This is a genomic window from Propioniferax innocua (assembly GCF_006716235.1).
Lineage (GTDB): Bacteria > Actinomycetota > Actinomycetes > Propionibacteriales > Propionibacteriaceae > Propioniferax > Propioniferax innocua.
Genome location: NZ_VFOR01000002.1, coordinates 92,612 through 117,499 on the forward strand (window position 1 = coordinate 92,612; position 24,888 = coordinate 117,499).

At 66.3% G+C, this 24,888-nt stretch carries 17 protein-coding genes and 1 tRNA gene; 8 read left to right on the forward strand and 10 right to left on the reverse strand.

Annotation, left to right across the window (positions count from 1 at the left end; genetic code table 11):
- Positions 1-21 precede the first annotated feature (21 nt).
- The 3 genes from FB460_RS07185 (at position 22) to FB460_RS07195 (ending at position 2,262) form a co-directional block, all read left to right on the forward strand.
- The gene (locus FB460_RS07185) at positions 22-825 is read left to right on the forward strand and encodes an SDR family NAD(P)-dependent oxidoreductase (protein ID WP_142093480.1); all 804 of its coding nucleotides are present in this window, start codon (positions 22-24) and stop codon (positions 823-825) included.
- Positions 826-880: 55 nt separating this feature from the next.
- Positions 881-957: transfer RNA gene (locus FB460_RS07190), tRNA-Met, on the forward strand.
- A gap of 288 nt (positions 958-1,245) precedes the next feature.
- Positions 1,246-2,262, forward strand: coding sequence for a DUF4352 domain-containing protein (locus FB460_RS07195; RefSeq protein WP_170209991.1), 1,017 nt, complete (start codon positions 1,246-1,248; stop codon positions 2,260-2,262).
- Between the two features lie 117 nt (positions 2,263-2,379).
- Here FB460_RS07195 and FB460_RS07200 read toward each other — a convergent pair whose 3' ends face one another.
- From FB460_RS07200 to FB460_RS07215, 4 genes are all read right to left on the reverse strand, one after another.
- Positions 2,380-5,238 carry a UPF0182 family membrane protein gene (locus tag FB460_RS07200; RefSeq protein ID WP_246044317.1) on the reverse strand — a complete coding sequence of 953 codons (2,859 nt, stop codon included), beginning with the start codon at positions 5,236-5,238 and terminating at the stop codon, positions 2,380-2,382.
- Between the two features lie 89 nt (positions 5,239-5,327).
- Complete coding sequence (locus FB460_RS07205) at positions 5,328-5,918, reverse strand: PPA1309 family protein (RefSeq protein ID WP_142093482.1); 591 nt, start codon at positions 5,916-5,918, stop codon at positions 5,328-5,330.
- An 87-nt stretch (positions 5,919-6,005) separates the two neighbouring features.
- Positions 6,006-7,040 (reverse strand): YlbL family protein, encoded by a 1,035-nt coding sequence (locus FB460_RS07210; protein WP_170209992.1) that lies wholly within the window; start codon positions 7,038-7,040, stop codon positions 6,006-6,008.
- A 38-nt stretch (positions 7,041-7,078) separates the two neighbouring features.
- Positions 7,079-7,504 (reverse strand): molybdenum cofactor biosynthesis protein MoaE, encoded by a 426-nt coding sequence (locus FB460_RS07215; protein ID WP_142093484.1) that lies wholly within the window; start codon positions 7,502-7,504, stop codon positions 7,079-7,081.
- Positions 7,505-7,646: 142 nt separating this feature from the next.
- Here FB460_RS07215 and FB460_RS07220 point away from each other — a divergent pair, with 142 nt between their 5' ends.
- Positions 7,647-9,104, forward strand: coding sequence for a zinc-dependent metalloprotease (locus FB460_RS07220; protein ID WP_142093485.1), 1,458 nt, complete (start codon positions 7,647-7,649; stop codon positions 9,102-9,104).
- On the forward strand, positions 9,101-9,658 hold the full coding sequence (locus FB460_RS07225) for an NUDIX hydrolase (protein WP_142093486.1): 558 nt from the start codon (positions 9,101-9,103) through the stop codon (positions 9,656-9,658). The genes FB460_RS07220 and FB460_RS07225 overlap by 4 nt, the downstream gene beginning before the upstream one ends.
- A gap of 22 nt (positions 9,659-9,680) precedes the next feature.
- Here FB460_RS07225 and FB460_RS07230 read toward each other — a convergent pair whose 3' ends face one another.
- The 5 genes from FB460_RS07230 to FB460_RS07245 form a co-directional block, all read right to left on the reverse strand.
- Entirely contained in the window at positions 9,681-10,322 is a 642-nt protein-coding gene (locus FB460_RS07230; protein ID WP_246044318.1) for a M48 metallopeptidase family protein, read from the reverse strand.
- A gap of 287 nt (positions 10,323-10,609) precedes the next feature.
- Positions 10,610-10,807 carry a hypothetical protein gene (locus FB460_RS13310; protein ID WP_246044319.1) on the reverse strand — a complete coding sequence of 66 codons (198 nt, stop codon included), beginning with the start codon at positions 10,805-10,807 and terminating at the stop codon, positions 10,610-10,612.
- A gap of 72 nt (positions 10,808-10,879) precedes the next feature.
- On the reverse strand, positions 10,880-11,938 hold the full coding sequence (locus FB460_RS07235) for an ABC1 kinase family protein (protein ID WP_246044320.1): 1,059 nt from the start codon (positions 11,936-11,938) through the stop codon (positions 10,880-10,882).
- A gap of 69 nt (positions 11,939-12,007) precedes the next feature.
- Complete coding sequence (locus FB460_RS07240) at positions 12,008-13,042, reverse strand: hypothetical protein (protein ID WP_142093487.1); 1,035 nt, start codon at positions 13,040-13,042, stop codon at positions 12,008-12,010.
- Between the two features lie 39 nt (positions 13,043-13,081).
- Complete coding sequence (locus FB460_RS07245; RefSeq protein WP_142093488.1) at positions 13,082-15,145, reverse strand: ATP-dependent helicase; 2,064 nt, start codon at positions 15,143-15,145, stop codon at positions 13,082-13,084.
- A 113-nt stretch (positions 15,146-15,258) separates the two neighbouring features.
- On the opposite strand from FB460_RS07245, the gene recC reads away from it, so the two are divergent.
- Genes recC through recD form a run of 3 tightly spaced genes read left to right on the forward strand, consistent with a single transcriptional unit; the run spans position 15,259 to position 23,893 of the window.
- Positions 15,259-18,591, forward strand: a complete 3,333-nt coding sequence (gene recC / locus FB460_RS07250) for an exodeoxyribonuclease V subunit gamma (protein ID WP_142093489.1) — start codon at positions 15,259-15,261, stop codon at positions 18,589-18,591.
- Positions 18,588-22,010, forward strand: a complete 3,423-nt coding sequence (locus FB460_RS07255; RefSeq protein ID WP_170209993.1) for a UvrD-helicase domain-containing protein — start codon at positions 18,588-18,590, stop codon at positions 22,008-22,010. The genes recC and FB460_RS07255 overlap by 4 nt, the downstream gene beginning before the upstream one ends.
- On the forward strand, positions 22,007-23,893 hold the full coding sequence (gene recD, locus FB460_RS07260; RefSeq protein WP_142093491.1) for an exodeoxyribonuclease V subunit alpha: 1,887 nt from the start codon (positions 22,007-22,009) through the stop codon (positions 23,891-23,893). Before FB460_RS07255 ends, recD begins: the two co-directional genes overlap by 4 nt.
- On the opposite strand, the gene nudC is transcribed toward recD, so the two are convergent.
- Complete coding sequence (gene nudC, locus FB460_RS07265) at positions 23,841-24,884, reverse strand: NAD(+) diphosphatase (RefSeq protein WP_142093492.1); 1,044 nt, start codon at positions 24,882-24,884, stop codon at positions 23,841-23,843. The two genes, recD and nudC, sit on opposite strands and share 53 nt — an antisense overlap.
- Positions 24,885-24,888 lie beyond the last annotated feature (4 nt).

Genomic DNA, 24,888 nt, shown 5'->3' on the forward strand with positions numbered 1-24,888 from the left:
CATCTCGGAAAGGATCGCAGCATGAGCGCTGAACCTCCCATCGCATTGGTCACCGGGGCTTCTGCAGGTTTGGGGGCAGAGTTCGCTCGGCAGCTCGCCCGACGAGGCAACCGCATGGTGCTGGTGGGACGCAACCGAGATCGGCTCGAGCTGCTCGCTGCCGAGTTCGGCGGAGCTGAAGTTCTGGTGGCCGATCTGGCGACCGAGGTCGGTGTCGAAGCCGTGGCTGCACGCCTGAAAGACCAGGACCGCCCCATCAGCACGCTGGTGAACAATGCCGGCTTCGGTACAGCCGACTCGTTCCTCGATTCCACACCGGAGTACGAATCCGACAGCGTCGAGGTGATGGTCCGGGCTGTGGCGCTGCTGAGCAAGACAGCCGCCGAGGCCATGGTGGAACGGGGGCACGGCATGATCCTCAACGTCTCATCAGTCGCGGCTCTCCTACCCGGAGGTTCCTACTCGGCGGCGAAGGCCTTCGTGCTGACACTGACCGAATCGCTCGCACTCGAACTTCAAGGCACCGGGGTGCAAGCCAGCGTCGTCCTCCCGGGCTTCACCCGGACACAGTTCCATCAACGCGCCGACATCGATACCACCGCCATCCCCGAGTGGATGTGGCTCGACAGCGGAGAAGTCGCTCGCACCGCCCTCACCGATGCCTCCCAAGGGCGTGTCGTGTGCGTACCCGGCCTGCAGTACCGGGCGCTCTCTGCACTCCTGCAGGCTCTCCCCCGCCCATTCGTGCGCCGCCTGGCCAGCACGAAGGGGGCACCCTCGATGGACCACGCCGACACCACAGAAACCCAGGCCGGAAAATTTTGACGACCCCGATTTGGCTTCCCTCCAGATGACGTGTAATGTTGCACAAGCACAACGACGCGGGGTGGAGCAGTTCGGTAGCTCGCTGGGCTCATAACCCAGAGGTCGCAGGTTCAAATCCTGTCCCCGCTACCACGTGAAGTCCCGGGGATCCTCATCGGACCCCGGGACTTTTTCGTTGCCCTTCACCTGAAGAGTCACCTCCATCGGCGGATGGATGGTGGAAGTCTGTGCACCGATGTCGGTGCGTACGGCTCCACTGCGTTGCGCAAGCCGCAGGTAGTCTCCGTTCCACTGGCCTTCCCCATGATCTTGATCACGTCAGGAGATGGAACCGCACGGGCAAGCCCTTCGTCGCAGTTGACCACGCACGCAAATGTGATGTCATCAAGGGACCCCGCCCAACAAAACAAGGAGCATCGGGTGAACAACAGCTGGAACCCCAATCCGCAAGAGCCCCACACCGGCTGGGGGGCGCAGAACCCGGGGCCCGGTGGTCCCCCCAACCCGGGTCAACCCGGTGGCGGCCAGCCAGGCCCCGGGATGGCACCCCCGGGAGCAGGCGGCCCGTACGGCCCCGGCCAATATGGTCAGGGCGGCCCCAGTGGACCTCAGGGTGGGGGCAACTACCCCGGCGGACAGCCCGGCCCCGGCGGTTCCTACGGAGGTCAGCCTCCCGGCGGCATGGGCCCCGGCGGTATGGGCCCCGGCGGTATGGGACCGGGCGGTATGGGACCGGGCGGTCTGGGACCGGGCAACCCGCTCCCACCCGGTGGCGGATCTGGCGGCAAGGGGAAGATGATCGCGCTGATCGGTGGCGGACTCGCGCTCGTTCTCGTGATCGTTCTCGTCGCCGTGTTCACTCTGGGCGGCGGGGACGAAAAGGGCACCGAGCCCCCGGCCCCCGCAGAACCCCCGGCCCCCGCGCCCAGCAGCGAGCCAGCCTCTCCGCCGAGTGAATCGACAGAGCCATCCGAATCGAGCACACCGATGCAGGAGCCCACCGGGGATCTCGACACGTCGGATGCCGCGACTGGCAAGGTCGGGGACAAAGTCACGTGGAGTGCAGATGTCAGCGGCAGCACCATCGAGGGGTACACCACAGTCAGTGAGTACGAATGGCTCACCGAGATCCAGGGCACGGAGCCGCTCGACGGTGATGCCTACCTGTGCGCCAACGTCGAGGTCGGTATCACCAGCCCCAACTCCCGAGTCACGATCAGCTCCAGCGGGTTCGGACTCGTCGACAGGTCCGGGAACGTCTACACCGATTCCTACCGAATGCCCGAGGGCAAGACGCGCTTCCCCGTGGAGACCATCAGTTCCGGCAGCTCCGAATCCGGGTGGATCTGCTTCGACGCCAACAAAAGTGAAACGGCACTGATCATGGCCATGCAGCAAGGTGGCGTGATGAGCGCCATCCAGATCCCCGCAAACTGAATACCTGCACACCGACGACCCGAGCCGCACAGACCGCGAGGTCACCATGGCTCGGGTCGTCGCGTGGCCGGTCACCGTGGCCGCATGTGCTGGGATCCACCACCTCTGGTGTCTGCGTCAGCCGGCCTGCGCACGCTCCAGCGCCTCGCGGGCTTCCTCGATCTTCTTCTGATACTCGGCGAGGTCCCCCTTCTTGAGGGCCTCATCAGCTTCTCCGAAGGCCTTGTCGGCGTCCTTCAACGCCCGGATGACCTCAGCAGATAGCTGAGCGCCATCGCCCGGATCACCGGGCTTGCTCTCGGTGTCCGGCGGTGGCTCCGTAGTGCCCTCCTCACCGGTTTCGGCCCCGGAGTCGCCACCGAAGGCCTCATCCAGTGCTGCGTCGAGCGTCTTCCCGATACCGACCTGCTGACCGAAACGAACGATCACGAAGGTCAGTGCCGGATAGGCGCCTCCGCCGGTTCCGGCTCGCTTGGTGTATACGGGCATCGCGTACAGAAGGCCGCCCCCCACCGGCAGGGTCAGCAGGTTTCCATGAGTGATTCGAGCCGAATCACTGTCTTGGAAGGGACGCAGTTCCGCAGCCACGGCCGGGTTGGTGACCATGGCGTTGAACGTCTGTTGGGGGCCATCGATCTGGGTGGCGTCATTCATCCGCAGGATGCGGATCCTGCCGTAATCCTTGCTGGTGGCATCGGCATTGACAGACATGAACGCAGCGAGGTTCTGACGCTCGCGTGGCACGAATGTCGCCGTCTGCGAGAAGGTCGCCCCCTTCTCATCGGGCCACCGAACCTGCAGATAGTACGGGGGCTGCTTGGCCTCGGTCTTGCCCGAAGCGTCCTTGGGGATCTCCCAGAGGTCGTTGTTCGCCAACCACTCATGCGGCTCAGTCACGTGATAGCTACCGAGGATCTCGCGCTGAACCTTGAACAGGTCCTCGGGGTAACGCAGGTGCTCCAACAACTGCTCGGGGATCTCCTCACGCGGGGTCACAGACCCGGGGAAGACCTTCTCCCAAGTCTTGAGCACTGGGTCCTCCTCGTCCCAGGCATAGAGCTTGACGGTGCCGTCATAGGCGTCGACGGTCGCCTTGACCGAGTTGCGGATGTAGTTGATCTGATCGGTCTGAGCGAGCTCGGGATCGAGCTTGGTATCGGCGTCCGCGGTTGCCTCCTGCATCGAGACCCGCTCGGAGTTCGGGTAGTGATTCGACGTGGTGTAGCCATCGACGACCCAGACGATGCGACCATCAGCCACCGTCGGGTAGGCGTTGGAGTCCACCTGAAGCCACGGCGCCGCAGCCTGGACCCGCTGCTGCGGAGTGCGATCGTAGATGATCTTCGATTCGGGATTCACGCGCTCGGAGAGCACGATGTTGTAGTCGGCAAGACGCACCGCATACATCAACCGTACGAACCAGTTCCCGATCGGCACGCCGCCCTTGCCGTCATAGATATTGCGACTGGGTCCACCGTCGGGGCCACCACCTGGGGTGTCCAGCTCCACCGGCGCCTCTCCCTCGGCGCGTCCAACGATCGAGTACTCGGTGTGTCCCTCGCCGAAATAGATACGGGGCTCGAACTCCCCAAGCTCGCCCACCGGCGGCAGATCCTTCGAGATCCATTCCGGCTCACCAGAACTGGAACGGTTTCCGTAGGAAGCGACCAGGCCGTAACCATGGGTGAACACCGTGCGCACATTGTTCCAGGACTGGTTGGGCAGGTTCTCCTGATTGAGTTCACGGACAGCAACGACCGAGTCGGTCTCCTCACCGTCGATCTGATAGCGATCCACGTCGAGCACCTCGGGGAACGAGTAGTAGCCACGAACCTGCTGCAACTGGTCGAACGTCGCGCCGATCACCGAGGGGTCCATCAGACGCAGCCCCGGCAGCGCCTCGGCGTCGGCCCTCAACTGCCCGGCCGACGCGTCGGTCTCGGCCTTGTAATCGTCGATCTCCACATCGGCGACTCCATAGGCCGATCGGGTCGCCTTGATGTGTTGCTCGATGAAGGGACGTTCCAGATCTGGTTCGTTCGGACGCACGACAGCGGCCTGGACGATCGAGGGGTACAGGACGCCGAGCACGAAATTGCTGAGCATCATCAACACCACCGCCACCACCGGGATGGTCCAGCGTCGAACCGCCACATTGGCGACGAACAGGGCCGCACACAGGATGCCGATGACGGCGATGATCAGCGAGGCCACCAGCGTGGCGTTCTCGTCGGTGTAGCGGATACCGGTGAGCAGATCGTTCGTGGTCACCGCTCGCCCGTAGCGGTCGAACCAAGCACTCACCGAAAGCAGGACCATCGTCAACGCCAGCAGGATCGACACGTGTGCGTTGGCACCGCGGGTCGAACGGCGCCCATCGTTCTCACGGCGGACGCGAAGCCCCCCGAGCACGTAATGGATGAGCACCGAGATGATCGTGGAGATCACCAGGGCCGCGATACCGAATCCGATGATGAAACGCCACCACGGGTAGTCGAAGACGAAGAACCCGATATCGAGCCCGAACCGCGGGTCGGTCGTTCCGAAGGCTTCCCCATTGCGCCAAGCGAGAAACAGCTGAGCCGACCCCACCGCAGCCATACCGCCGAACAACCCCATGACGGCAGCGATACCGACGAACAACGGCGTCACTCTGGAGCGGAGGGATTCGGCATACCTGTCCAGCGCAGGATGGCCGAAGGAGATCGTCCGCGGACGCAGTCTCCACGCGACCCACGCGTTGCCGGTGGTCACCGCCGCCAGGATGAGACCGAAAGCGACGAAGAGCCCGATGCGGGTCCACAGCAGCGTGGTGAACACATGGTCGAACTCCATGGAACGAAACCACAGGTAGTCGGTGTACACCGTGGAGAACAACACGAAGACCACGAAGATGCCGAAAAGAATGCCCACGGTGGGCAGGAGAGCATTGCGGCTTCGGTTGGCACTGCGCGAGGATGCATTCACGTCGGTCACTGACCCCTCATCTGTCTATCGTTGCCCATCTGGAGTGGCGCGACACCAGGAGAGACCGCGCTCTCCCCGATGCTCGCCCATCTGCGGGTTCACCACAGCGTACTGGCCAGAGCCGAGAGAACTCCCGGAGCAAGATCCTTCCCGCCCAACAGGTCATCGGGATGACTCACCAGACGCGCCACCGCATGCTGGGATCCCCCACGCAGCACCCCCGCGACGAGCCGGATCTCCTCTCGCTCGGGATGCTCTGCGACGAAGTCAGCGGCCTCGACCGGATCCTCGGGGATCTCGTTCTGCAACGCCTGCGGGAGGAACGTGCGGACGCAGGACAGCGCACATCCGTCAACATCCTCGGGCCACATGACGCGCCCCAGCACCGCTTCCAGGTCGGGATCCTGCTTGGGGTTGAACCCTTCCTGCTCGATGGAGCTCAAGGCGCCGGGAACAAGCTCGTCGGCACTTTCGACGCCGAGGTGTTCGGCCAACTGTGGCTCGGCCTCCAGCAGGCTCGCCGAGCGCACCAGAGCGAACAACCGTGGGGGTTGATCCCATCCGAGACGTCCCACGTGGTGATCGAGCTCCACCAACGCGGCGATGAGCGCCTCCTCGTCCTCGATCGGTTCGTTCTGGCCCTGGGACCGATCATCGGATGTTTCGCTCACGTCTCCTCCTGCGTTCATTGATCCCACACTCGTAGATTCTGCATTCGTTGGTCCAGATCTCGTTGATTCCCTCGAGGATCTGGGGCTTCGACAGCCGCGAACCGATCAACCGCAGCGCGGCATCGGGCCGTCGCCGTCGAGGGCGTCCACGGCACCGGCGAGGTCGTCGACGCGAACCAGTTCTGCGTCGGTGCGCAGCCCCACCACGTCACGGCAGTTCTCCGCAGGCACCAGGAACACCTCGGCTCCGGCCTTCTCCGCGCCATGGATCTTCTCGCGGATGCCACCGATGGGCCCGACCCTGCCATCGACGTCGATGGTCCCGGTGCCGGCGATGTCCCGTCCGGCCACAAGGTCGCCGGGGGTGACCTGCTCGTAGATGCCGAGGGCGAACACAAGACCCGCACTCGGGCCACCGATCCCCTCACGCACCCCGAAATTCACCTCGGCGTCATACTGGTAGCCGAGCTCGACACCGATGCCGATCCGCGGAGTTCCCTCCGGCCCGATCTCCACCGGCACGGTGACCTCTTCGGGTTCGTCTGTGTCGGCGCCCAAAACCTTGAGCGTGATCTCGTCCCCGGGCTCGCGTTGCTGAACATGCTCAGGGATGTCGCTGGTGGCCTGCACCGGTTCACCATCGACCTCGAGCACGAAGTCGCCCGGCATGAGGATGCCGTCCGAAGGGCCGTCGGTCACGACGGACGCCACCACCGGGATCTCCTCCACCGGTTGGCCGGCCTCACGCAACGCGGCGACGATGGCCTCCTGCTGCGAGGTGTCCATCATCTGACGTTCCTCGCTCTGCACCTGCTCGGCGCTCTTGCCCTCGGGATAGACGTTCTCGCGTGGCAGCACATCGTGCGAGGGCGAAAGCTGGCCGAACACGACCTCCGGCAACGTCAGGTTCGCATCCGACCGCGTCACCGACACCGTCGTCATGCGGAGTTCACCGCTCACCGGATAGGTCGGCACTCCGCTCACCGACACGGTGGGGCGCTTCTCCGCGTCAAGGGCGAAGATGTCATAGGCATTGCCCGGTGAATACATGACGTAGGGCACCGGCACGAACATCAAGATGGCGGCGGTGGATATGAAGCAGCCCGCCGCGACGGCGGCAGTGACCGTCTGTCGGCTCACCGTGAAGCGTCTGCGGGGTCTCCCCCACCGACCTTGGTTCACAGCCCCACCCATTCGTCGGAGCCGTCGACGAACCGTTGATGCTTCCAGATGGGGACCTCACGCTTGAGCGTGTCGATGAGATCCGAGGCCGCGGCGAAGGCATCGACCCGATGCGCCGACGAAGCGGCCACGACCACCGCGACATCACCGATCTCCAACTCACCGACACGATGCTCAGCGGCGACGGCGATCACATCATGGGCAGCAGCCACCTGCTCGCAGACCTCCGCGAGCCGTTCGGCGGCACCGGGATGTGCCTCATAGGTGAGTCCACTCACCTGCTGGGGGCGCCCATCGTGATCGCGGACGGTTCCGCAGAACACGACCTCGGCGCCGGCCGCATCATCGGCCACGAGCCTGCGGAAGGACTCCGGATCCACAGGTTCATCGGTGAGACCACTGGCGCGCACTCGGTCTGACATGGCGTCGAGACTACCCTGTACCAATGACGTGGTTGAGCACGTCATGCAGACGACACGTGAAGACGTACAGCCGCCCGATGACGGCCGACGCCCAATCCGTTTGGCAAAGACGCGTCGACCGACGCAGACCGTTTGGAGACACATGGCCGACAACGATCGCCCCGACGAACCGAACCGCGACGAGTCCGGCGAACCGAACCGCGACGAGTCCGGCGACGACCGCGGGAATCAGCCGCCGAATCCGTTCGAGATGCTGTTCGGGGGGTCCATGGGCGGGCCGGGTGGCCAACCCGACTTCGAAGCGATGATGCGTCAGGTCCAGCAGATGTTCGGGCAGCTCGGTGCATCTGGCGGCGGAATGTTCGGCCCACAGTCCGACGGGTCGGCCAAGTCGTGGGAGACGGTCCGTGACCTGGCCCGCAAGGTGGTCCAGACGAAGGGACAAGATCCGACCCCGACGCATGCGTCGCGCCGCCAACTCGGGGATGCCGCCCGGATCGTGGAGGGTTGGCTCGACCGGCATGTCGATCTCCCGGCCACCAACGGCCGCATCCAGGCATGGAGCCGCGCCGAGTGGGTCGAGAACACCATGCCCACGTGGCGCCGCCTGATCGACCCGGTGGCCTCTGCGCTGGCCGACGCCATGGGATCACTGGCCGACTCCCAGGGCGACGCCGACCCGCAGAACCCCATCGCGGGACTGGAGGCGATGATCCGTCCGATGCTGCGCCAGACCGGCTCAACGGTGTTCCACGCCCAGGCCGCCGAGGCGATCGGGAACCTGGCGTCCTCGGTGGTATCGGCCACCGAGTCCACCCTTCCCCTCGACGGCGAGCACTGTCACACCGTGGCTCTGCTGCCCACCAATGTCGAGGAGTTCGCCGACGGACTCGAGCAGGACGCCAACGACATCTGGCTCATTCTCACCCTGCGGGAATCGGCTCGTCAGCGCCTGTTCGCGGCCGCACCATGGTTGAGCGAACGCCTCCTGTCCCTCGTGGAGCGCTATGCCCACGGGATCACCATCGACACCTCCGGCCTGGAGGAGGCCATGGGCGAGTTCGAGTCGATGACCGATCTCTCCCAGTTGCAGGAGATGTCGGAGAAGCTTCAGGGCAACCTGTTCGCTCCGCGGAGAACGCCCGAGCAGGACCGCGTCCTCGCCGAACTGGAGACCCTGCTGGCCCTCATCGACGGCTGGGTCGACGATGTCACCGCCGATGTCACCGGCCAGTGGATGCCCACCGCGGCACCCATCGTGGAGTCGCTGCGGCGTCGGCGTGCCTCCAGCGGCCCGACCGAGGCCACTTTCCAGGCACTCGTGGGGCTCGAACTGCGGCCACGTCGCGTCCGCGATGCCGAGAATCTGTGGGCCGCGCTACGTGAGGACGGCGGTGCGCAACGGCGCGAGGCAGCTTGGGGACACCCCGATCTGCTCCCCGGAACCCACGATCTCGATGATCCGCTGGGCTTCGTCCGCCCCGACGTCGAGGGCAGCGACGACACGCCGAGCGTCGACGCATTCGACGAAGAACTGCGGAAGTTGTTGGAATCAGAGGGAGACGATGGGGCGAGTCCCCGGGACGGAGACGAACGATGACCGCATCACTGCATGCGTCATGCGTGGAGACCCTCAAGGCTTGGCCCGCACCCACCTCGGAGCAGGAAGCGCTGCGACGGAGGTTTCTCGACGTATTGGAGGCCAGCGACGAGGCGTGGTCGCGGGACAACGCCGAGGCCCACCTCACCGCCAGTTCTCTGATCTGCTCCGAAGACGGAAGTCAGGTGGTGTTGGTGTTCCATACTGGGCTCGGGCGTTGGCTCCAGTCCGGTGGCCACATCGAGGCGACTGATGCCTCCTTGGCCGACGCCGCTCTCCGAGAGGCACGCGAGGAGACCGGGTTGTCCTCACTGGACATCAAGCCCGAGCCCATCCAGCTTGACCGGCACATCGTGCGGCACCACGCCGAAGATGCTTCCACCTATCACCTCGATGTGCGGTTCCTCATCATCGCCGACCCCGATGAGGAACCGGTGGCGGAGTCTCCCGAGACGCCCGCCGAGTGGTTCCGCACCGATGCCCTGCCTCAGGTGGACGAGTCGGTCCGCCTCCTCGTTCTCACTGCCCAGGAATACCTGCAGTACGAGATCTGACGCCGCTGCGATCCGACGTCGGTCACTCTCCCTCGTCATCCACGGCTCTGTTCTGCTCGCCCCCACCGGCGGGAGCATTCCGGGCTGTCGACCATCCTTCGAGGAAACCCCGAGCACGCTCGGTCCACGGATAGTGCTCCACCAAGGCCCAGAATTCGTGGGTGTGATCGGCCACGTACAGGTGGGCAAGCTCATGGACGAGCACGTAGTCGATGACGAAGTCCGGGAACGACTGCAGCCGGTCCGAGAGCCGAATGGCACCGGTCTCCACCGTGCAGGAGCCCCACCGCCGCTTCTGGTTCGAGACCCATCGGATCGAGGTGGGAGCCAACTGTTTTGTGGTGTGCGGCCACACGTGACGCTCCAGAAGTTTCCGCCCCCGCTCCATGAGGTCGTCGTCGGAGTGGCCCGAACGTCGCGAGCGCTCTCGCCGACGTACCCGTTCCACCATGTTCCGCACCCAGCGTTGCTGTTCGTCAGCGCTGAGCCGGGCCGGCATCAGGACGATGATGCGGCCGTTCTCCCGGTGGGCGGCGACGGTCTTGGTACGGCGACGGCTCCGGCGGATCTCGACGGTCTCGCCATCCACGGTCAGCAGTTCATGGCGTCCATCCACAGAGCGTTCCCGATCAGAGGCCGCCACGACGGTATTCAACGTGGGCACAGGCCCCACTGTTGCACAGAACTCCACAGCGATCCGCACAGACCACACACGACATTCACAGGATCTCCACAGACTTGTCCACAGACCGTGGATAAGTCCACTCCACCAAGTGGTCACATGCAGTTGACGCGGACCCCTCCGGCGTCATAGATTCCATGCCCAGACCCCGGGGTGTTGCGCCGCTCGCAGGGGAAGGCAGGCGGCGCCCCCGGGGTCTTTCATACAGCAAGGGTCTTTCATGCAGCAGGGTCTTTCCTGCAGAGCAAGGGGTTTTCTATTCTTCGCCGTCAGGCGTCGGGTGCCCGCCATTCAGGAAGGTACTCATCGAGGATCTGCCGAAAGTTGGCCCGCACATCGAGCTGTGAGAGCACCGCGATGCCGCCGAGCCAGACGCGATCGATGAGCAGGTAACTCGCGGGAAGATTGATCTGCCGCATGACCTTGGAGTTCTTGGCCGCCATGACGCGGTCGAACTCGTGGCGCATCCACTCACGGTGGAAGTGGAATTCTTCGGTCTCCGCGGGCTCCAGGAAGGGGCTGAGGAAGTCAAGGATCTCCTAGGGGTTGACCGTTCCGGCACGGGGAAGGAGGAAGCCTTCCTCACGCAGCCCTTCGGTGACGGTGTCCGCGTCCCCGGTCATCGCGATGCGGATGAGGCGTCCCATGGCGGGCGGGAGGCCTCCGGGCAGCCGGTCCACCAGACCGAAGTCGACGATTCCGAGACGGCCGTCGGGAAGAACCCGGAAGTTACCGGGATGTGGATCGCCGTGCAGGAGTCCCACTTCCTGGGGGCCGGCGAAGAGGAACCGGACGTAGCGCAGGGCCATCTCATTGCGCACGTCCTGTGGTTCGTCGGCCATACGGTTGAAGCTCTTGCCACTGATCCATTCGCTCACCATCACCTTGTCTGTGTGGGCGAGCACATGCGGCACGACGAATTCCGGGTGCCCTTCGAAGCCACGGGCAGCCTGCTCCTGGGCCGCGGCTTCTTTCTCGTAGTCGACCTCCTCGCCCACCCGCGAGACGATCTCCTCCATGAGAGGCCGCAGTTCCATGCCGCCGGCGAGGGGCGCCAGCACTCCCCCGAGCCGTTGGATCTGGGTGAGGTCGGCCCGCAGGGCCGCCGCCGCTCCCGGGTACTGCACCTTGACCGCGACAGGCTCACCCGTGGCCGCCCACACAGCGCGATGGACCTGCCCGATCGACGCCGCAGCGGCAGGTCGCGGGGAGAACTCGGAGAACAGCTTGCTCCAGTCCTCCCCGAGCTCACCGGACAGCACATGATGGACCCGTGAGGTCGGCATGGGCGGAGCCTGATCCTGGAGTCGTTTGAGCTGGGTGCGGTAGGGGGCTGCCATCTCCTCGGGGAAGAAGGATTCGAACAGGCTGAGCGTCTGCCCCACCTTCATGGCGCCGCCCTTCATCTCACCGAGAACCCTGAAGAGCTGATCGGCTGCCTCGGTGCGGGCCATCTCGGTCGCGGCCGTGCTCGACGCGCCACCCAATCGTCGACCAACACCACGTGTGGCCCTACCCGCGGCTCCGAGGGGAAACCGGATCAATCGAGCTGCTCGTCCCATGCCCGAGGTGGGCAGGTCATCCCTGTTGCGTGCCATGGGTCCCATTCTGCAGCGCACCCGAATCGGCTTTGAACGACCGGGAACGAAGTGTCATCTGCGGCAGCATCACAGGCCGCCACATCCGCAGTCGGGATGGTGCGGCCACAGTCGCGTCACGTGCTCTCCGCTGATCTCGGTCGACTCCCAGGTGGCCCCCTGCAGCGCGCACGCGCCGTGGTCCATCCATCTGCCCAAGTGGAACACAGCAACCGAGGCCGCCCAGGCGAGATGGTGGTGTGACGGCACCACGCGCCGTCTGACCGCCTGAGCCAGAACGCTCCCCCAGCCCGCATCACCGGCTCGGATCAGATCAGCACAGCGGAGGCAACTTGTGGTTCCGGGCTCCACAAGGGGACCCACCACCGCGCCGGTCGGTAACGGGCGGATCAGTAGATGCGGCTGGTCATCACGCACCAGGCTTCCGGTGAGCGCGCGATCACATTCGGCGGCGTCCTGGGCGATGACGGTGATGGTGGGTCGGCCCGGTGCGTCCCACCAGTGCTGTCGGGTACTGACGTCGAGACCGTGATCCGGGACGCAGCCTTCGGCCAGCGCCGCCTGCAGGCAGGCCGCCGCGGAGGGATATCGCTGTTCGTAGAGCCCGGGCGGTGGCGGCATCGGATCGATGAGCACCAGGGGCACGGTGGGCCGGGCCGCCGTCCACTGCTCAGCGAAGGTCCGCCCCAGATGCCCGGCTCCGATCAGACGCACCGCAGGAGCAGCGTCCCCGTCAGCGGCCCAGAGGTGTTTGGGAATGCTTGTGACCGTCTCACGCAGCGCCACCGGATCAACGGCTTCGAGCGCCGCCACCTCCTCGAGGGTGTGGCGTCCGTCGAGAAGACGCAGGGCCGCTGCGATGTCGTCCGCGACACGCAATCGGACGCCCCCTTCCACATCGAGGCCCACCTGATGGTCACCGTCACCGCGTCGCCAGACCTCGGTGAGGAGCCGCGGCGTCTTCTCAGATCCTGCCTCGTGCCCACTCGCCCGTTCTCTCGTCCTCCCCTGCAGAGGGCGATGAACATCGACCGGGGCGGGCTGTGTGATCGATGAGGTGTGGGAGATCGGTGAGACCTGCGTGACCTGCGAGATCTGATTCATGCATCCCAGCATCGCGTTCCTCACACAACGACACGCCGATCAGCTCCGGTGAGCACGCAGAACGCCGAGGAGTCCTTCACCGTAGGTGTCCACCTTCACCCGTCCGATGCCACGGATGCGGAGCAGGGCGCTCTCATCGGCCGGAAGCTGTTCGGCCACGGCCACGAGGGTCGCGTCGGTGAACACGACATAGGCGGGGACGCCGCGCTCCTTGGCCTGTTCGAGTCGCCATGCGCGCAGTGCTTCGAGCAGGTCCTCGTCGTAACTGGATTCGCACGTGGTGTGGCGTCCGAGTTTGCGTTCGACGCCGGCTCCCAGCGGTCGCTCACAGACGCGGCAGGTCGCCACGCTCACCTTCCGGGTGCGACGACGCTGCACCGGCTCGGAGGTGTCGGGGACGACGCCGTCCAGGAAGCGGGAGCGGCGGCGTCCGCCGCCACCGGCGCGCGTCGTGGGCCATGAGATGTGCAGGTGACTGCGGGCCCGCGTCACCGCCACGTGGAACAGGCGCCGCTCCTCGACGACCTCATCGGGTCGCTTGGCGAGGACGAACGGCAGCAGCCCCTCGGCTACGCCGATCACCGCGACGGCATCCCACTCCAGTCCCTTGGCCGAATGGATCGTGGCCAGCGTGACGCCCTCGGCGGCCGGAACCTGCTGGGCGTTGGCGCGGAACTCCAGCTCGGTGACGAGCCCGGCCATGGTCACGTCGTCGCTGTCGGCGATGAAGTCCGACGCCGCCGTGTGCAGGGCTGCGAGGGACTCCCACTTCTCGCGTGCGGCGCCGGCTCCGGTGGGCGCGCTCTGGGTCCAGCCCGCGGCAACCAGGGCCGAATGCACCTGCTCGATCACCGGATCGGCGCTGGCCGCCTTGGCGTGTGTGCGCAACAGCCCCAGGGCCCGACGCACCTCGGGGCGTTCGTAGAAGCGTTCACCGCCCCGGACCAGGTACGGGATGTCGGCATCGGTGAGTGCCTGTTCGACCGCGGGTGACTGTGCACGGGTCCGCATCAGCACCGCCATGTCCCGATAGGCGACGCCGCGCTCGGCCAGACCGCCCAGCCAGCGGGCCACCGCCTCGGCCTCATCGGCCTCCGATGCGGCCGAGGTCAGCACCGGGTCTTGTCCCCTGCCCCGGGTGGCCTGCAACCGCACGGCTCCGAGGGCCGCGTGCCCCGCCCCCTGTTCCCCGCTGCTGCGCCCGTGCAGGCTGCGGTTCGCCAGGTCGAGGATCTGCGGCGTCGATCGGTAGTTGCGAACCAACCGCACCACATCGGCCCCGGGATGACGCGTGGTGAAATCGGTCAGGTAGTCGGCACGTGCTCCGGCGAAGGAGTGGATCGTCTGCGCGGGATCGCCCACGACGCAGAGATCTTCCCGACGCCCCAGCCACAGGCTCAGCAGGGTCTCCTGCAACGGATTGACGTCCTGGTACTCGTCCACCACGAAATGCCGGTACTGGTCGTGGACCTGGGCTGCGATCTCCTCGTTCTGCGCCAACAGTGCGCAGCAGCACAGGAGGATGTCCTCGAAGTCGATACGGATGCGGCTGCGTTTGGTCTCCTCATAGGTCTCCATGACGCGGGCCACCGTCTCGGGGTCCACCGATGCCAGTTCGCGTCCGGCCGAACGCGCCAGCGTCGGATAGTCCTCGGGCGAGATGTTGGAGACCTTGGCCCAGGAGATCTCTCCCGAAAGATCACGGAGAGTGCCGGTGTCGGTGCTGAGCCGCATACGCCCGGCGGTCTCCGCGATCAACGACATCCGGTTCTCGAGCACCGGCGGCAGGTCATGCCCGTGCACACGGGGCCAGAAGTACTGGGCCTGACGCAGCGCCGCCGAGTGGAAGGTGCGGGCCTGGACGCCCTGCACACCGAGCCGTTCCAGCCGTCCACGCATCTCACCGGCCGCCCGAGTGGTGAAGGTGACGGCGAGAACACGTGTCGGCACGTAACGACCGATCCGCACGCCATGGGCGATGCGGTGGGTGATGGCGCGGGTCTTGCCCGTTCCGGCGCCCGCGATGACGACCATGGGACCGTCGAATCGCGTCGCCACCTGACGCTGCTCCGGGTCCAACGCGTCCAACAGTTCGTCATCCATCCCCGTCACCGTACGCCAGTCCTCACCCCGAGCAGGTCTTCACTCGGGCATCGAAGGTTCGTTCGCCCCCTCTGGCCCGAATATGTCGGACCCGACCAGTAGCGTTACGCATCGTGAACACCTCCCCGTCTCCGGCCATGAGCGCGGCCACGAATCAGACCGGCGCCCCACTGTCGGGTGCCGGTGTCCGAGTCGTCCACGGAGCATCGGTTCCGCTGGCCGCAGAGCTGGCCACGTGGCTCGACGGCACGCGCGCCGATCCGTTCAGCGCCGATGTCGTGTGTGTGCCCTCCGCCGGTGTCCAGCGATGGTTGACCCAGCAGCTCGCGCAACGTTTCGGAGTCTGTGCAGCCATCGACTTCCAGCGCCTCGATGGGTTGTGCGCACAGGTGCTGACTGTCGTTGCCGGTGTCGACGATCTCGATCCGTGGGATCCGGGACGACTGATCTGGTCGGTGCTCGATCTTCTCGACGAGATCGCCGCACGTCCGGACTGCCGTGTGCTGCAACGTCACATCGCCGCCGAACACACCCGGCGCTATGTGGTCGCCGAGCAGGCCGCACGGCGTCTGCACCGCTATGCGACGCTGCGTCCAGGCCTCATGCGGCGATGGACGCTCGGGGACGACGTGGACGCTGCAGGAAAGCCACTCGATGACGCGTTCCGCTGGCAGGCCCACCTGTGGCGTGCTCTGCAGGGTCGCATGGATGTTCCCGACCCTGCGCAACGACTCATCAGTCTGGCCGATGACCTGAGGGCCGACCCGCAGATCGTCAACCTCCCCCCACGGCTGGCGGTGTGGTCCCCCAACCACCTCACGGCCCTGCACACCACCGTGTTGGAAGCCCTGGGGCAGGATCGGGAGGTGGTGCTCTGGCTTCCGCATTCCTCACCGCAGCTGTGGCACGAGGTCGCAGACCGCTGGAGCGGGGAACGTACCGGGGCACTTCCGTCACGCGATCACGACCCCACCGCCACCATTGCCACGAACCCCCTGCTGGCGCGACTCGGGCGGGATTCCCGGGAGCTCCAGGGCGTCGTCGAGCACAAGGCCTGGCCGAGCACGGGCGTCCCCGCCGAGGACAACGCTGACACCCGCGAGGAAACCGACACATTGTTGGCGCGGGTTCAAGACGCGATCCGACGCGATGAGGCCCCCGAAGTCACGTTCGAACACGACCCTGCACAAGGCGCCCCTGAACAAGGGAAACCTGAACGAGGCGGCAGTGAGCAAGGCGGCCGTGGCCACGATGATGACAGCGTCATGTTCCACCGGTGTCATGGTCTGGATCGTCAGGTGGAGGTGTTGCGCGAGGTCCTGCTCGGGCTCCTCGCCGACGATCCGACGCTCGAGCCCCGCGACATCATCGTGCAGTGCGCGAACATGCCGGAAGTCGCCCCTCTGGCCCACGCGGTGTTCACCGCACCCCCAGAGGGCTCGGCCCATCCGGGCCAGGCGTTACCGGTACGCCTGGCCGACCACTCCCTGCGGGAGGTCAACCCGGTGCTTCATGTGCTGGCCTCGGTGTTGGAACTGACGACCGGCCGTGCATCACGCTCGGACCTTCTGGATCTGTGCGCGGCGGCTCCGGTCGCCCGCCGCTTCGGTTGGGGCCGTGAGGGCCAGTTCGAGGCCCTCACCGAGCTCATCGACGCCGCCGGGGTGAACTGGGGCATCGATGCCACGTTTCGATCAAGGTTCCGCGTGGGCACCGACCAGAACACCTGGGCGAGCGCTCGTGACCGACTCCTGCTGAGCCTGTTTCGTGAGGACGACGACCGCCACACCGCCGGCACCGCTGTGCCGGTGGAGGGCGTCGAGTCGAATGAGACCGACCTCGTGGGCCATTTCGCCGAATTCGTCGACCGCGTCGCCAATCTCGTCGACACAGCCTCAGCCCAGGCCACTGCGGCGCAATGGGTCACTCTGGGCCACCGCATCATCGATGAACTCACCGCGGTCGCACCCGACGACAGTTGGCAGATCGGCCACGCCCACGGGGTGCTGGCCGACATCTCCGACACCCGCGCCAAAGACACAACAGCCCTGCTGCGTTCCACCGATGCGGTCGCGATGCTGTCGGAGGCCTTGTCCGGTCGCCCCACTCGGTCGGCCTTCGGCACCGGCGCCATCACGATCTGCACACTTGCACCGATGCGTCAGGCCCCCCACCGCGCCGTGGTGCTTCTCGGCCTGGACGATGGCGTCTTTCCCCGCGCCGTCCGGCCCGATGGCGATGACCTCGTGGCGGTGCATCCGCAGATCGGCGACCCCGACCCACGGGCCGCAGACCGGCAGGCCTTCCTTGACGCCATCATGTCGGCACGGCAACGGCTCGTGGTGATCCACAGCGGTTTCGACGAACGAACCAACCAACCGGTGGCCGCGGCTCCTCCCGTCCAGGATCTTCTGGACACCTGTGTCGGTCTCGGTGCCGACCCGGCGGTCATCACACGTCGGCATCCCCTCCAGTCCCATGGGGAGAGCGACCTGTGCGATCCGCCGTTCAGTTTCGACGAGGTGGCGCTGGCGTCGGCCGAGGCGGCACGGACCGAACCGCTCACCCCGGCCCGACCCGTGTTCGACGACACGCCCCTCCCAGCCCTCGAGCACGCCGAGGGCTCCCCCATCGATATCGAGCTCAGCGACCTGTTGTCCTTCTTCCGTCACCCCGGAAATCACTACCTGCGGGCCCGCGGTGGTATCTCCACGTGGCAGGAGGATGAACCGTCCGAACAGCTGCCGCTCGAATCCGACGGACTCGACATCTTCCAGGTCGCCCAGCGTCTGCTGCGGGGTCTGCTGGCTGGCGTCGACGCTGACACCCTGCTCGATGTGGAGCGTCGACGCGGTGCCGTCCCACCCCGGGCAATGGGCTCCCGATCCCTCGAGCTCGCCATGGCGAAGGCCGAGAACATACTCCGTCCACTCGAACGTCACCGCCGCGGCCCCCTGCGGACCGTGACCGGACAGGTGGAGATCGGACGGTTCCGGCTGTCCGGAACCGTGGGAGACATCCATGAACGCTGCATCGTGTCCGCGACGCCCTCCACGATCCGCGGAAAACGACGTCTCCAGGGATGGATCAACCTGCTGGCGCTGACGACCTTCCAGCCCGAGCCGTGGGAGGCCGCGATCATCGGAAGTCAGGGCAGCCGCCATCAGGGTCCCGTCGCCGAATCGACGGCACGGGCGGCCCTGCGGCAACTCCTGGAGATCCACTGGCAGGGCCTGCACCGGCCGGTGCTGTGGCCACCGGACTGTGGCTGTGAACTCATCGAATCCGGTGGATATCTGGGGTACCGGAGCAAGATGTATGCGCACGACGAGACATGGCAGATGCTCATCGGCCCCGCTCGGAACATCGGAGAGGCACCGGATTTCACACAGGTCTCCGAACGCGTCATCACACCCATGCTCGACCACGAGAGGAAGCTGTCATGAGCAGCGCAGCCGACGAGTTCGACATCACCGCCCCCCTCCCGCTCGACGAGACGGTGGTGCTCGAGGCTTCGGCCGGCACGGGCAAGACGTGGACCATCGCGGCCCTGTGCACCCGCTATCTGGCCGACGGCCACGCCGTGCTCGCCCAGCTCCTGGTGGTGACGTTCAACCGCACCGCCGCCCACGATCTCCGAACGACGATCAGGGCGCGCCTGGTGGATGCCGTGGCGTCCCTCGACGAGGTGATCGCCACCGGGATCACCTCGAGCGAGCACCCGGTCGACCGTATGTTCGCCGACGAACCGGAACGGGCACCCGAGCGCCGGGCTCGCCTGTACACCGCACTCGGCGACTTCGATGCCGCCACCATCGCCACCATCCACGGGTTCTGCGACGATGCCGCGGCCCATCTCGGTGTCCTGGGCGATGGCAGCCCCCGTACCGATTTCGTCGAACGCCTCGACGATCTCGCCGATGAGGTCGCCGCCGACTTCTACGTGCGCCGGTTCGGGAATGACCCGAACCCCTCGTTCACTCCCCAACGGGCCTTCGCGATCGCGCGGGCGGTCGCCGCATCCGATGCCGAGGTGGATTCCGAGGTCGACTCCCAAGGACGTGAGCTCGACGAGGTCCGCTTCGCCAGAAGCGTTCGTGAAGAGGTACGACGGCGTCAGCGGATACGTGGCATCCACACCCACGACGACAAGATCCGGTTCCTCGTCGACACCGTGACCGACAAGGATGCCGGCCACCGTGCCGTGGTACGGCTGCGTCAGCTCCATCGGATCGTTCTGGTGGACGAGTTCCAGGACACCGACGATCGCCAGTGGACGATCCTGCATCGGGCGTTCGGGGCGCGTGAACACACCGACCCGCCCCCGGCCACCCTGGTACTCATCGGCGACCCGAAGCAGTCGATCTACGGGTTCCGTGGCGGTGACATCCACGCGTACCTGCGCGCCACTCGGGCGGCCGACCGAACGCTGACCCTCACGACCAACCATCGCAGCGACGCGTCGCTGGTGGACGCTCTTGCCCACCTGCTGCAGGACCTCTCCCTCGGCTCCGATGAGATCCGGGTCCACCCGGTCAGGGCGCGACGCAAGGGTTCACGACTCCGTATCGCCGACGCCGACATGACCGGACCATTGCGTATCCGCAGCGTGCCCAAGACGCGTCATGACTTCACGATCAAACCGATGATCCTCAACGACGTCGTGGAGGACATCGGGCGGATGCTGAACGTGACCACAGTGATGGAGCAGGCCACCGAAACCGCCACAGGTGATGACGGTCGTTCGTTGAGCCCGGGAGACATCGCGATCCTCGTGCAGTCGAATGCCGACGCCGACGCCTATTGCGCCGCCCTGATCAAGCAGGGAATCCCCGCCGTCCATGCCGGCGCCACCAATGTGTTCACCAGCGAGGCCGGCCACATCTGGGAGCAGCTCCTGAGCGCCTGCGAACAACCCAACTCCCGCACGGTGCGACGTCTGGCACTCACTCCGATCATCGGGATGTCCTTCGCCGATCTGGTGAGCGCTGACGACGACACCGTCAATGCTTTGGCCACACGCGTCCGCACGTGGTCACAGATGGCGTCCAACTCCATCGCCGATCTCTCCCAGGCTCTCGATGCCCACGGCGTCACCGCTCGTCTGCTCACCACACTGGGTGGTGATCGACTCGTGACCGACCTGCAGCACATAGGGCAGCTGCTCCACGCTGCGCAGCGTCGTCACCGACTGGGGATCGCGGGCGTGCGGCATTGGCTGGCGCTCCAACGTGATGCCGGGGCCGAAGCCAGCCGACGCTTGGAAACCGATGCGGACGCGGTACAGATCTTCACGGTGCATCGCGCCAAGGGGCTGCAGTTCCCCGTCGTGTACGCCCCGACGCTGTGGTCTGGCTGGCAGCCTCCCCACAAGGAGGGCGATCCCATCACCTACCTCGGGGAGCGTGGTCGCCGGCTCCACGTCACCGCCCAGGGTGAGAGCCAGCCGCTGCGCCGTCACAGTCAGGACGAGAACGCGCAGTTGTTGCGCATCGCCTATGTCGCCATGACGCGTGCACAAAGTCATCTGGTGCTTCATTGGGCGGCTTCGGCGAAGAAGGGGTCGACGCCGGACGCGTCCCGCGCCCCGTTGCACCGCATGCTTCTGGCCGAGGAGGGCAGGACGCCGGAGCGAGTCCGTCCTCGTCGGCCCGAGGAGCTCAGCCGTGTGCAGCATCCGGGTATCCACTGTGCCGAACTGCCGCATGTGCTGGCCGAATCCGCCGATCCGCGCCCCGTGGAACGCCCCGAGCTGTCGGTGCGTCGCTGGCAGCGTCAGCTCGACACCGGGTGGCGGCGTTCGTCGTATTCCTCATTGACGCAGGACGTGCACGGCCCCGGACAACCATCGGAACTCACCGAACCGTCGATCGAACATGCCGATGCACTGCTCGATGACCCTGCCCCGTCCGATGGCACCATCGATGCCCGACCCGCCTCAGCCGAGGCGTCCGATGTCTCCGCAACGATCAACACGGTCTCCCCCGAGGCGGTTTCTCCCATGGCCGACCTTCCGCGCGGCCCCGCCTTCGGCACCTTGGTGCACGCGGTGTTGGAGGACTTCGATCCGGCCGCACCAGATCTCCTGGCCGAGCTGACACGACATTGTGAACACTGGGCGATGCGGTTGCCGAGCCTGGGCGTCGAACCCGAAGAATTGGCCGCTTCCCTGCTGCCGGTGGTGGAGACGCCGTTGGGGCCTGTCGCGGACGATCTGCGCCTCCGCGACATCCCGGCCCACGATCGCCTTCCCGAACTCGATTTCGAGATGCCGCTCGCCGGAGGGCAGCACGCCACGGCGGCCCGGCCCGGGATCCGGCTGGGCGATATCGCAGACCTGTTGGAAGATCATCTCCCGGCCGACGATCCGCTCGTGGACTACCCCGCGCACCTGCGTGCCCCCGGGCTCTGCGAGCAGGAGCTGCGGGGATTCCTGACCGGTTCGATCGACGCCGTGCTGCGCGTCGGTTCACCCCAACGGTTCCTCGTCGTGGACTACAAGACCAACTGGCTGCTTCCGCCCACCGATCCCGGTCCGCTTCTCCTGCGCCACCACACCATGCCGATCATGGCGCAGTCCATGATCCATGCGCACTATCCGTTGCAGGCCCTGCTGTACTCGGTCGCCCTGCACCGCTTCCTGCGCTGGCGTCTGACCGACTACCGGCCCGACCACTCCCTGGGTGGTGTCGCCTACCTCTTCGTACGCGGCATGGGCGGTGAGGCGACCCCGGTCATCGATGGTGCACGCTGCGGCGTCTTCACCTGGCACCCACCGGCGTCCATGATCGAAGAGTTGTCCGATCGCATCGACGTGACGGAGCAGTCTCGCTCCACCGACGCCGCAGGAGGAAAAACACGATGACACTCAGCGTCGACCCACACTCGGCCGACCGTGCCCTGGCGGCCACCGGCCTGCTCAAGACCTTCAACGACGCCGGCGTCATCGGCGCTGCCGAGGTTCATGCCGCGACACGGCTGCATGAGCTGTATCGTCCCGATGCCGAGCCCGACGAGAACGTCCGGCTCGGGCTGGCCATCGCGCTGCGCGCGCTCCGCGCCGGATCGGTGTGTGTCGACCTGCGCCGCGCCCACGAACTCGTGCTTGACGCCGAGGTCGCCCCCGACGCCGATCTCCCCTGGCCCGAACCGGACGTGTGGTGGGCCTCCCTCATGGCCAGCGGTCTGGTGGATGACGCCGATGCCCCCGATACCGGAGCGCCACTGCGTCGTCGTGGTGGACTGCTGTACCCGGCCAGACACTTCAACGATGAGGAGAACCTGCGGGCATGGCTGAACAGTTCGCCAGCCTCACCCACCGCGGTCGATGGGGAGATGCTCCGCAGTTCCCTCGATGAACTCTTCGACGGTTCCCTGCTTCCCGAGGGCTCCTCGGATCAGCAACGACTGGCGGCGGTCATCGCCGCCCATGGCTCACGTCTGGTGCTCGCCGGCGGGCCCGGCACCGGAAAGACGCGCACCGTCGCACGCATCCTCGCCGTGCTCGCCCGGCTCCACGCGCAGACGGGGGAGACCAATCCCCCACGCGTCGCACTGGCTGCCCCCACCGGCAAGGCGGCCGCCCGGCTGACCGAATCGATCATCGAGGCCCGTGGCGATCTGCCGCCCCACTGGAGCTCCTTCCTCGATGGCATCCCAGCAGCCACCACACTGCATCGGCTGCTCGGTTATCGCCCGTCCCAAGGCTTCACCAGAGGACGCGATGCCCCCCTGCCCCACGACATCGTGGTGGTCGATGAAATGTCGATGGTCGCGCTGCACCTCATGGCACGACTGTTGGACGCCCTTCCCGCGCATTGCCGACTCATCTGCGTCGGCGACCCCGATCAGCTCGCCTCGGTCGAGGCCGGTGCCGTCATGGCCGACATCACCGCCACCGGTGGGACGCAGAGTTCGGCCGCTGAAACCGCCCATCTCCAGTCCTTCGCAGCCCCTGCGCACCCCTTCCCCGCCGTGCTGGCCCCACCGGTGGTCCGACTCCAGCACACATTCCGATTCACCGGCGGCATCGCCGACCTCGCCGACGCCATCCGCCGCGGTGACCCCGACGCCACAGTCAGTGTCCTCACCGCAGGGCACGAAGACGTCACCTTCAGTGATGTCGATGCGGCCACCGCCGGGCAGACAGTCCTCGCACCCGTCCGCGAACGTGTCATCGCCCATGGACGGCGGCTCCATGCCGCAGCCGACGCCGGTGACGCCACCACCGCGTTGGACCTGCTGGAGCACCACCGACTTCTGTGCGCCCATCGCGACGGCCTCTGGGGTGTCGCGGCCTGGGAATCACGGATCCACGAATGGCTGGATGAAGCGGTGCCGTTGAGTGATGCCGCATCCGAGCACGACTGGTACGTGGGGCTCCCCCTGCTCAACACTGCGAACCAACCCGACATCGGGCTCGCCAATGGTGACACCGGTATCGTGATCCGCACCCCGAGCGGCCTGCGGGCCGCGTTCACCGTCGGCGACACTCCAGCGTTGCTGCCCGCCCTGGTGTTGAACGCTGCTCGCCCCATGCGCGCGTTGACGATCCACAAATCGCAGGGCAGCCAGTTCTCGGAGGTGACCGTGGTGTTGCCCCCTCCAGAATCGCCCCTGCTGACCCGGGAACTTCTCTACACAGCCATCAGTCGGGCCCGACGCCACGTGCACGTCATCGGTTCGGCCGAGTCGGTCAGGCGTGCGGTGGTGCATCCGGCGAACCGGGCGTCTGGGCTGGGACGCTGAGACCGGTCTCGTCTGCGAGCCACGCCTCGATCAGGCGTCGCGCGATGGTGCCCGGGCCCGGCAGTGAGATGGGCACTCCGCCCAGAGCGACGTCGCGAGTCGTCGACTCGGCCCCGTCCGGCCATCCTGATGCTCCTCGGCCTGACGCCGCCACTGCATCGTCCTGCGCGGCGATCACGCGAGCCACCTGTTCGCGGGTGAACCAGTCGGCGTCGACGATCTCCATGTCATCGACCCGAACCCGCGTGTCGGCGGCCCGCGCGAAGTAGGCGACCATCAACGACCGCGGGTAGGGCCAGGGCTGGGAGCCGAGATACGACACCTCACGGAGACGAACCCCAACCTCTTCACCGATCTCGCGGTGCACGGCCTGTTCCAGCGATTCCCCGGATTCCACGAACCCGGCCAACACCGATACCCGGCCTCCGCCCCACGACTTCTGATGCCCAAGCAGGATGCGGTCGTCATCGTCGAGGACGGCTGCGATCACGGCCGCGTCATTGCGCGGAAAGGTGAACCGCTCGCAGGTGTCGCACCAGCGAGCGAACCCCCCGTCGGTGACGGTGGAGGCGTTCCCGCAACCGGGGCAGAACCGGTCACGGTGGTTCCACTGGCAGATCGCGGTCGCCGCCACCGCAATATCGGCTTCCGGCCCCGGCAGCTGAGGCACTGCTGTGCGGAGCGAGATCGCAGTCAGCCCCTCGGGAAGAGCGTCCTCGTGCTCAAGGGTGGTGAACACCGCGCGGGGCTCGGCGCCCTGTTCGGCCAGCGTCCCCAAGAAGAAGTGACGCTGAGCATCGAATGTCCCACGCGGCCGAAGTCTCGGCAGCGACGTCTGCTCGGCCATCGCGATCCGTCCAGGACCCACGGTCTGGACAAGCCAGCTCCGCGGAGAACGCCATGAGGTGGCCAACCAGTCATCGTCCTTGCGTAACAGTTCGGCCCGGTCGAGGGCACTGGCCTCGGTCCAGATGTCTCTCCACGTGCTCACAGGA

Bases quoted from the DNA above. Each gene is read 5' to 3' on its own strand.
- FB460_RS07185 (WP_142093480.1), top strand. From the start codon at position 22: ATGAGCGCTGAACCTCCCATCGCATTGGTCACCGGGGCTTCTGCAGGT.
- FB460_RS07205 (WP_142093482.1), bottom strand. From the start codon at position 5,918: ATGAACGCAGGAGGAGACGTGAGCGAAACATCCGATGATCGGTCCCAG.
- FB460_RS07215 (WP_142093484.1), bottom strand. From the start codon at position 7,504: ATGTCAGACCGAGTGCGCGCCAGTGGTCTCACCGATGAACCTGTGGAT.
- FB460_RS07220 (WP_142093485.1), top strand. From the start codon at position 7,647: ATGGCCGACAACGATCGCCCCGACGAACCGAACCGCGACGAGTCCGGC.
- FB460_RS07225 (WP_142093486.1), top strand. From the start codon at position 9,101: ATGACCGCATCACTGCATGCGTCATGCGTGGAGACCCTCAAGGCTTGG.
- FB460_RS13310 (WP_246044319.1), bottom strand. From the start codon at position 10,807: ATGCGCCACGAGTTCGACCGCGTCATGGCGGCCAAGAACTCCAAGGTC.
- FB460_RS07235 (WP_246044320.1), bottom strand. From the start codon at position 11,938: ATGGCACGCAACAGGGATGACCTGCCCACCTCGGGCATGGGACGAGCA.
- FB460_RS07240 (WP_142093487.1), bottom strand. From the start codon at position 13,042: ATGAATCAGATCTCGCAGGTCACGCAGGTCTCACCGATCTCCCACACC.
- FB460_RS07245 (WP_142093488.1), bottom strand. From the start codon at position 15,145: ATGGATGACGAACTGTTGGACGCGTTGGACCCGGAGCAGCGTCAGGTG.
- FB460_RS07255 (WP_170209993.1), top strand. From the start codon at position 18,588: ATGAGCAGCGCAGCCGACGAGTTCGACATCACCGCCCCCCTCCCGCTC.
- recD (WP_142093491.1), top strand. From the start codon at position 22,007: ATGACACTCAGCGTCGACCCACACTCGGCCGACCGTGCCCTGGCGGCC.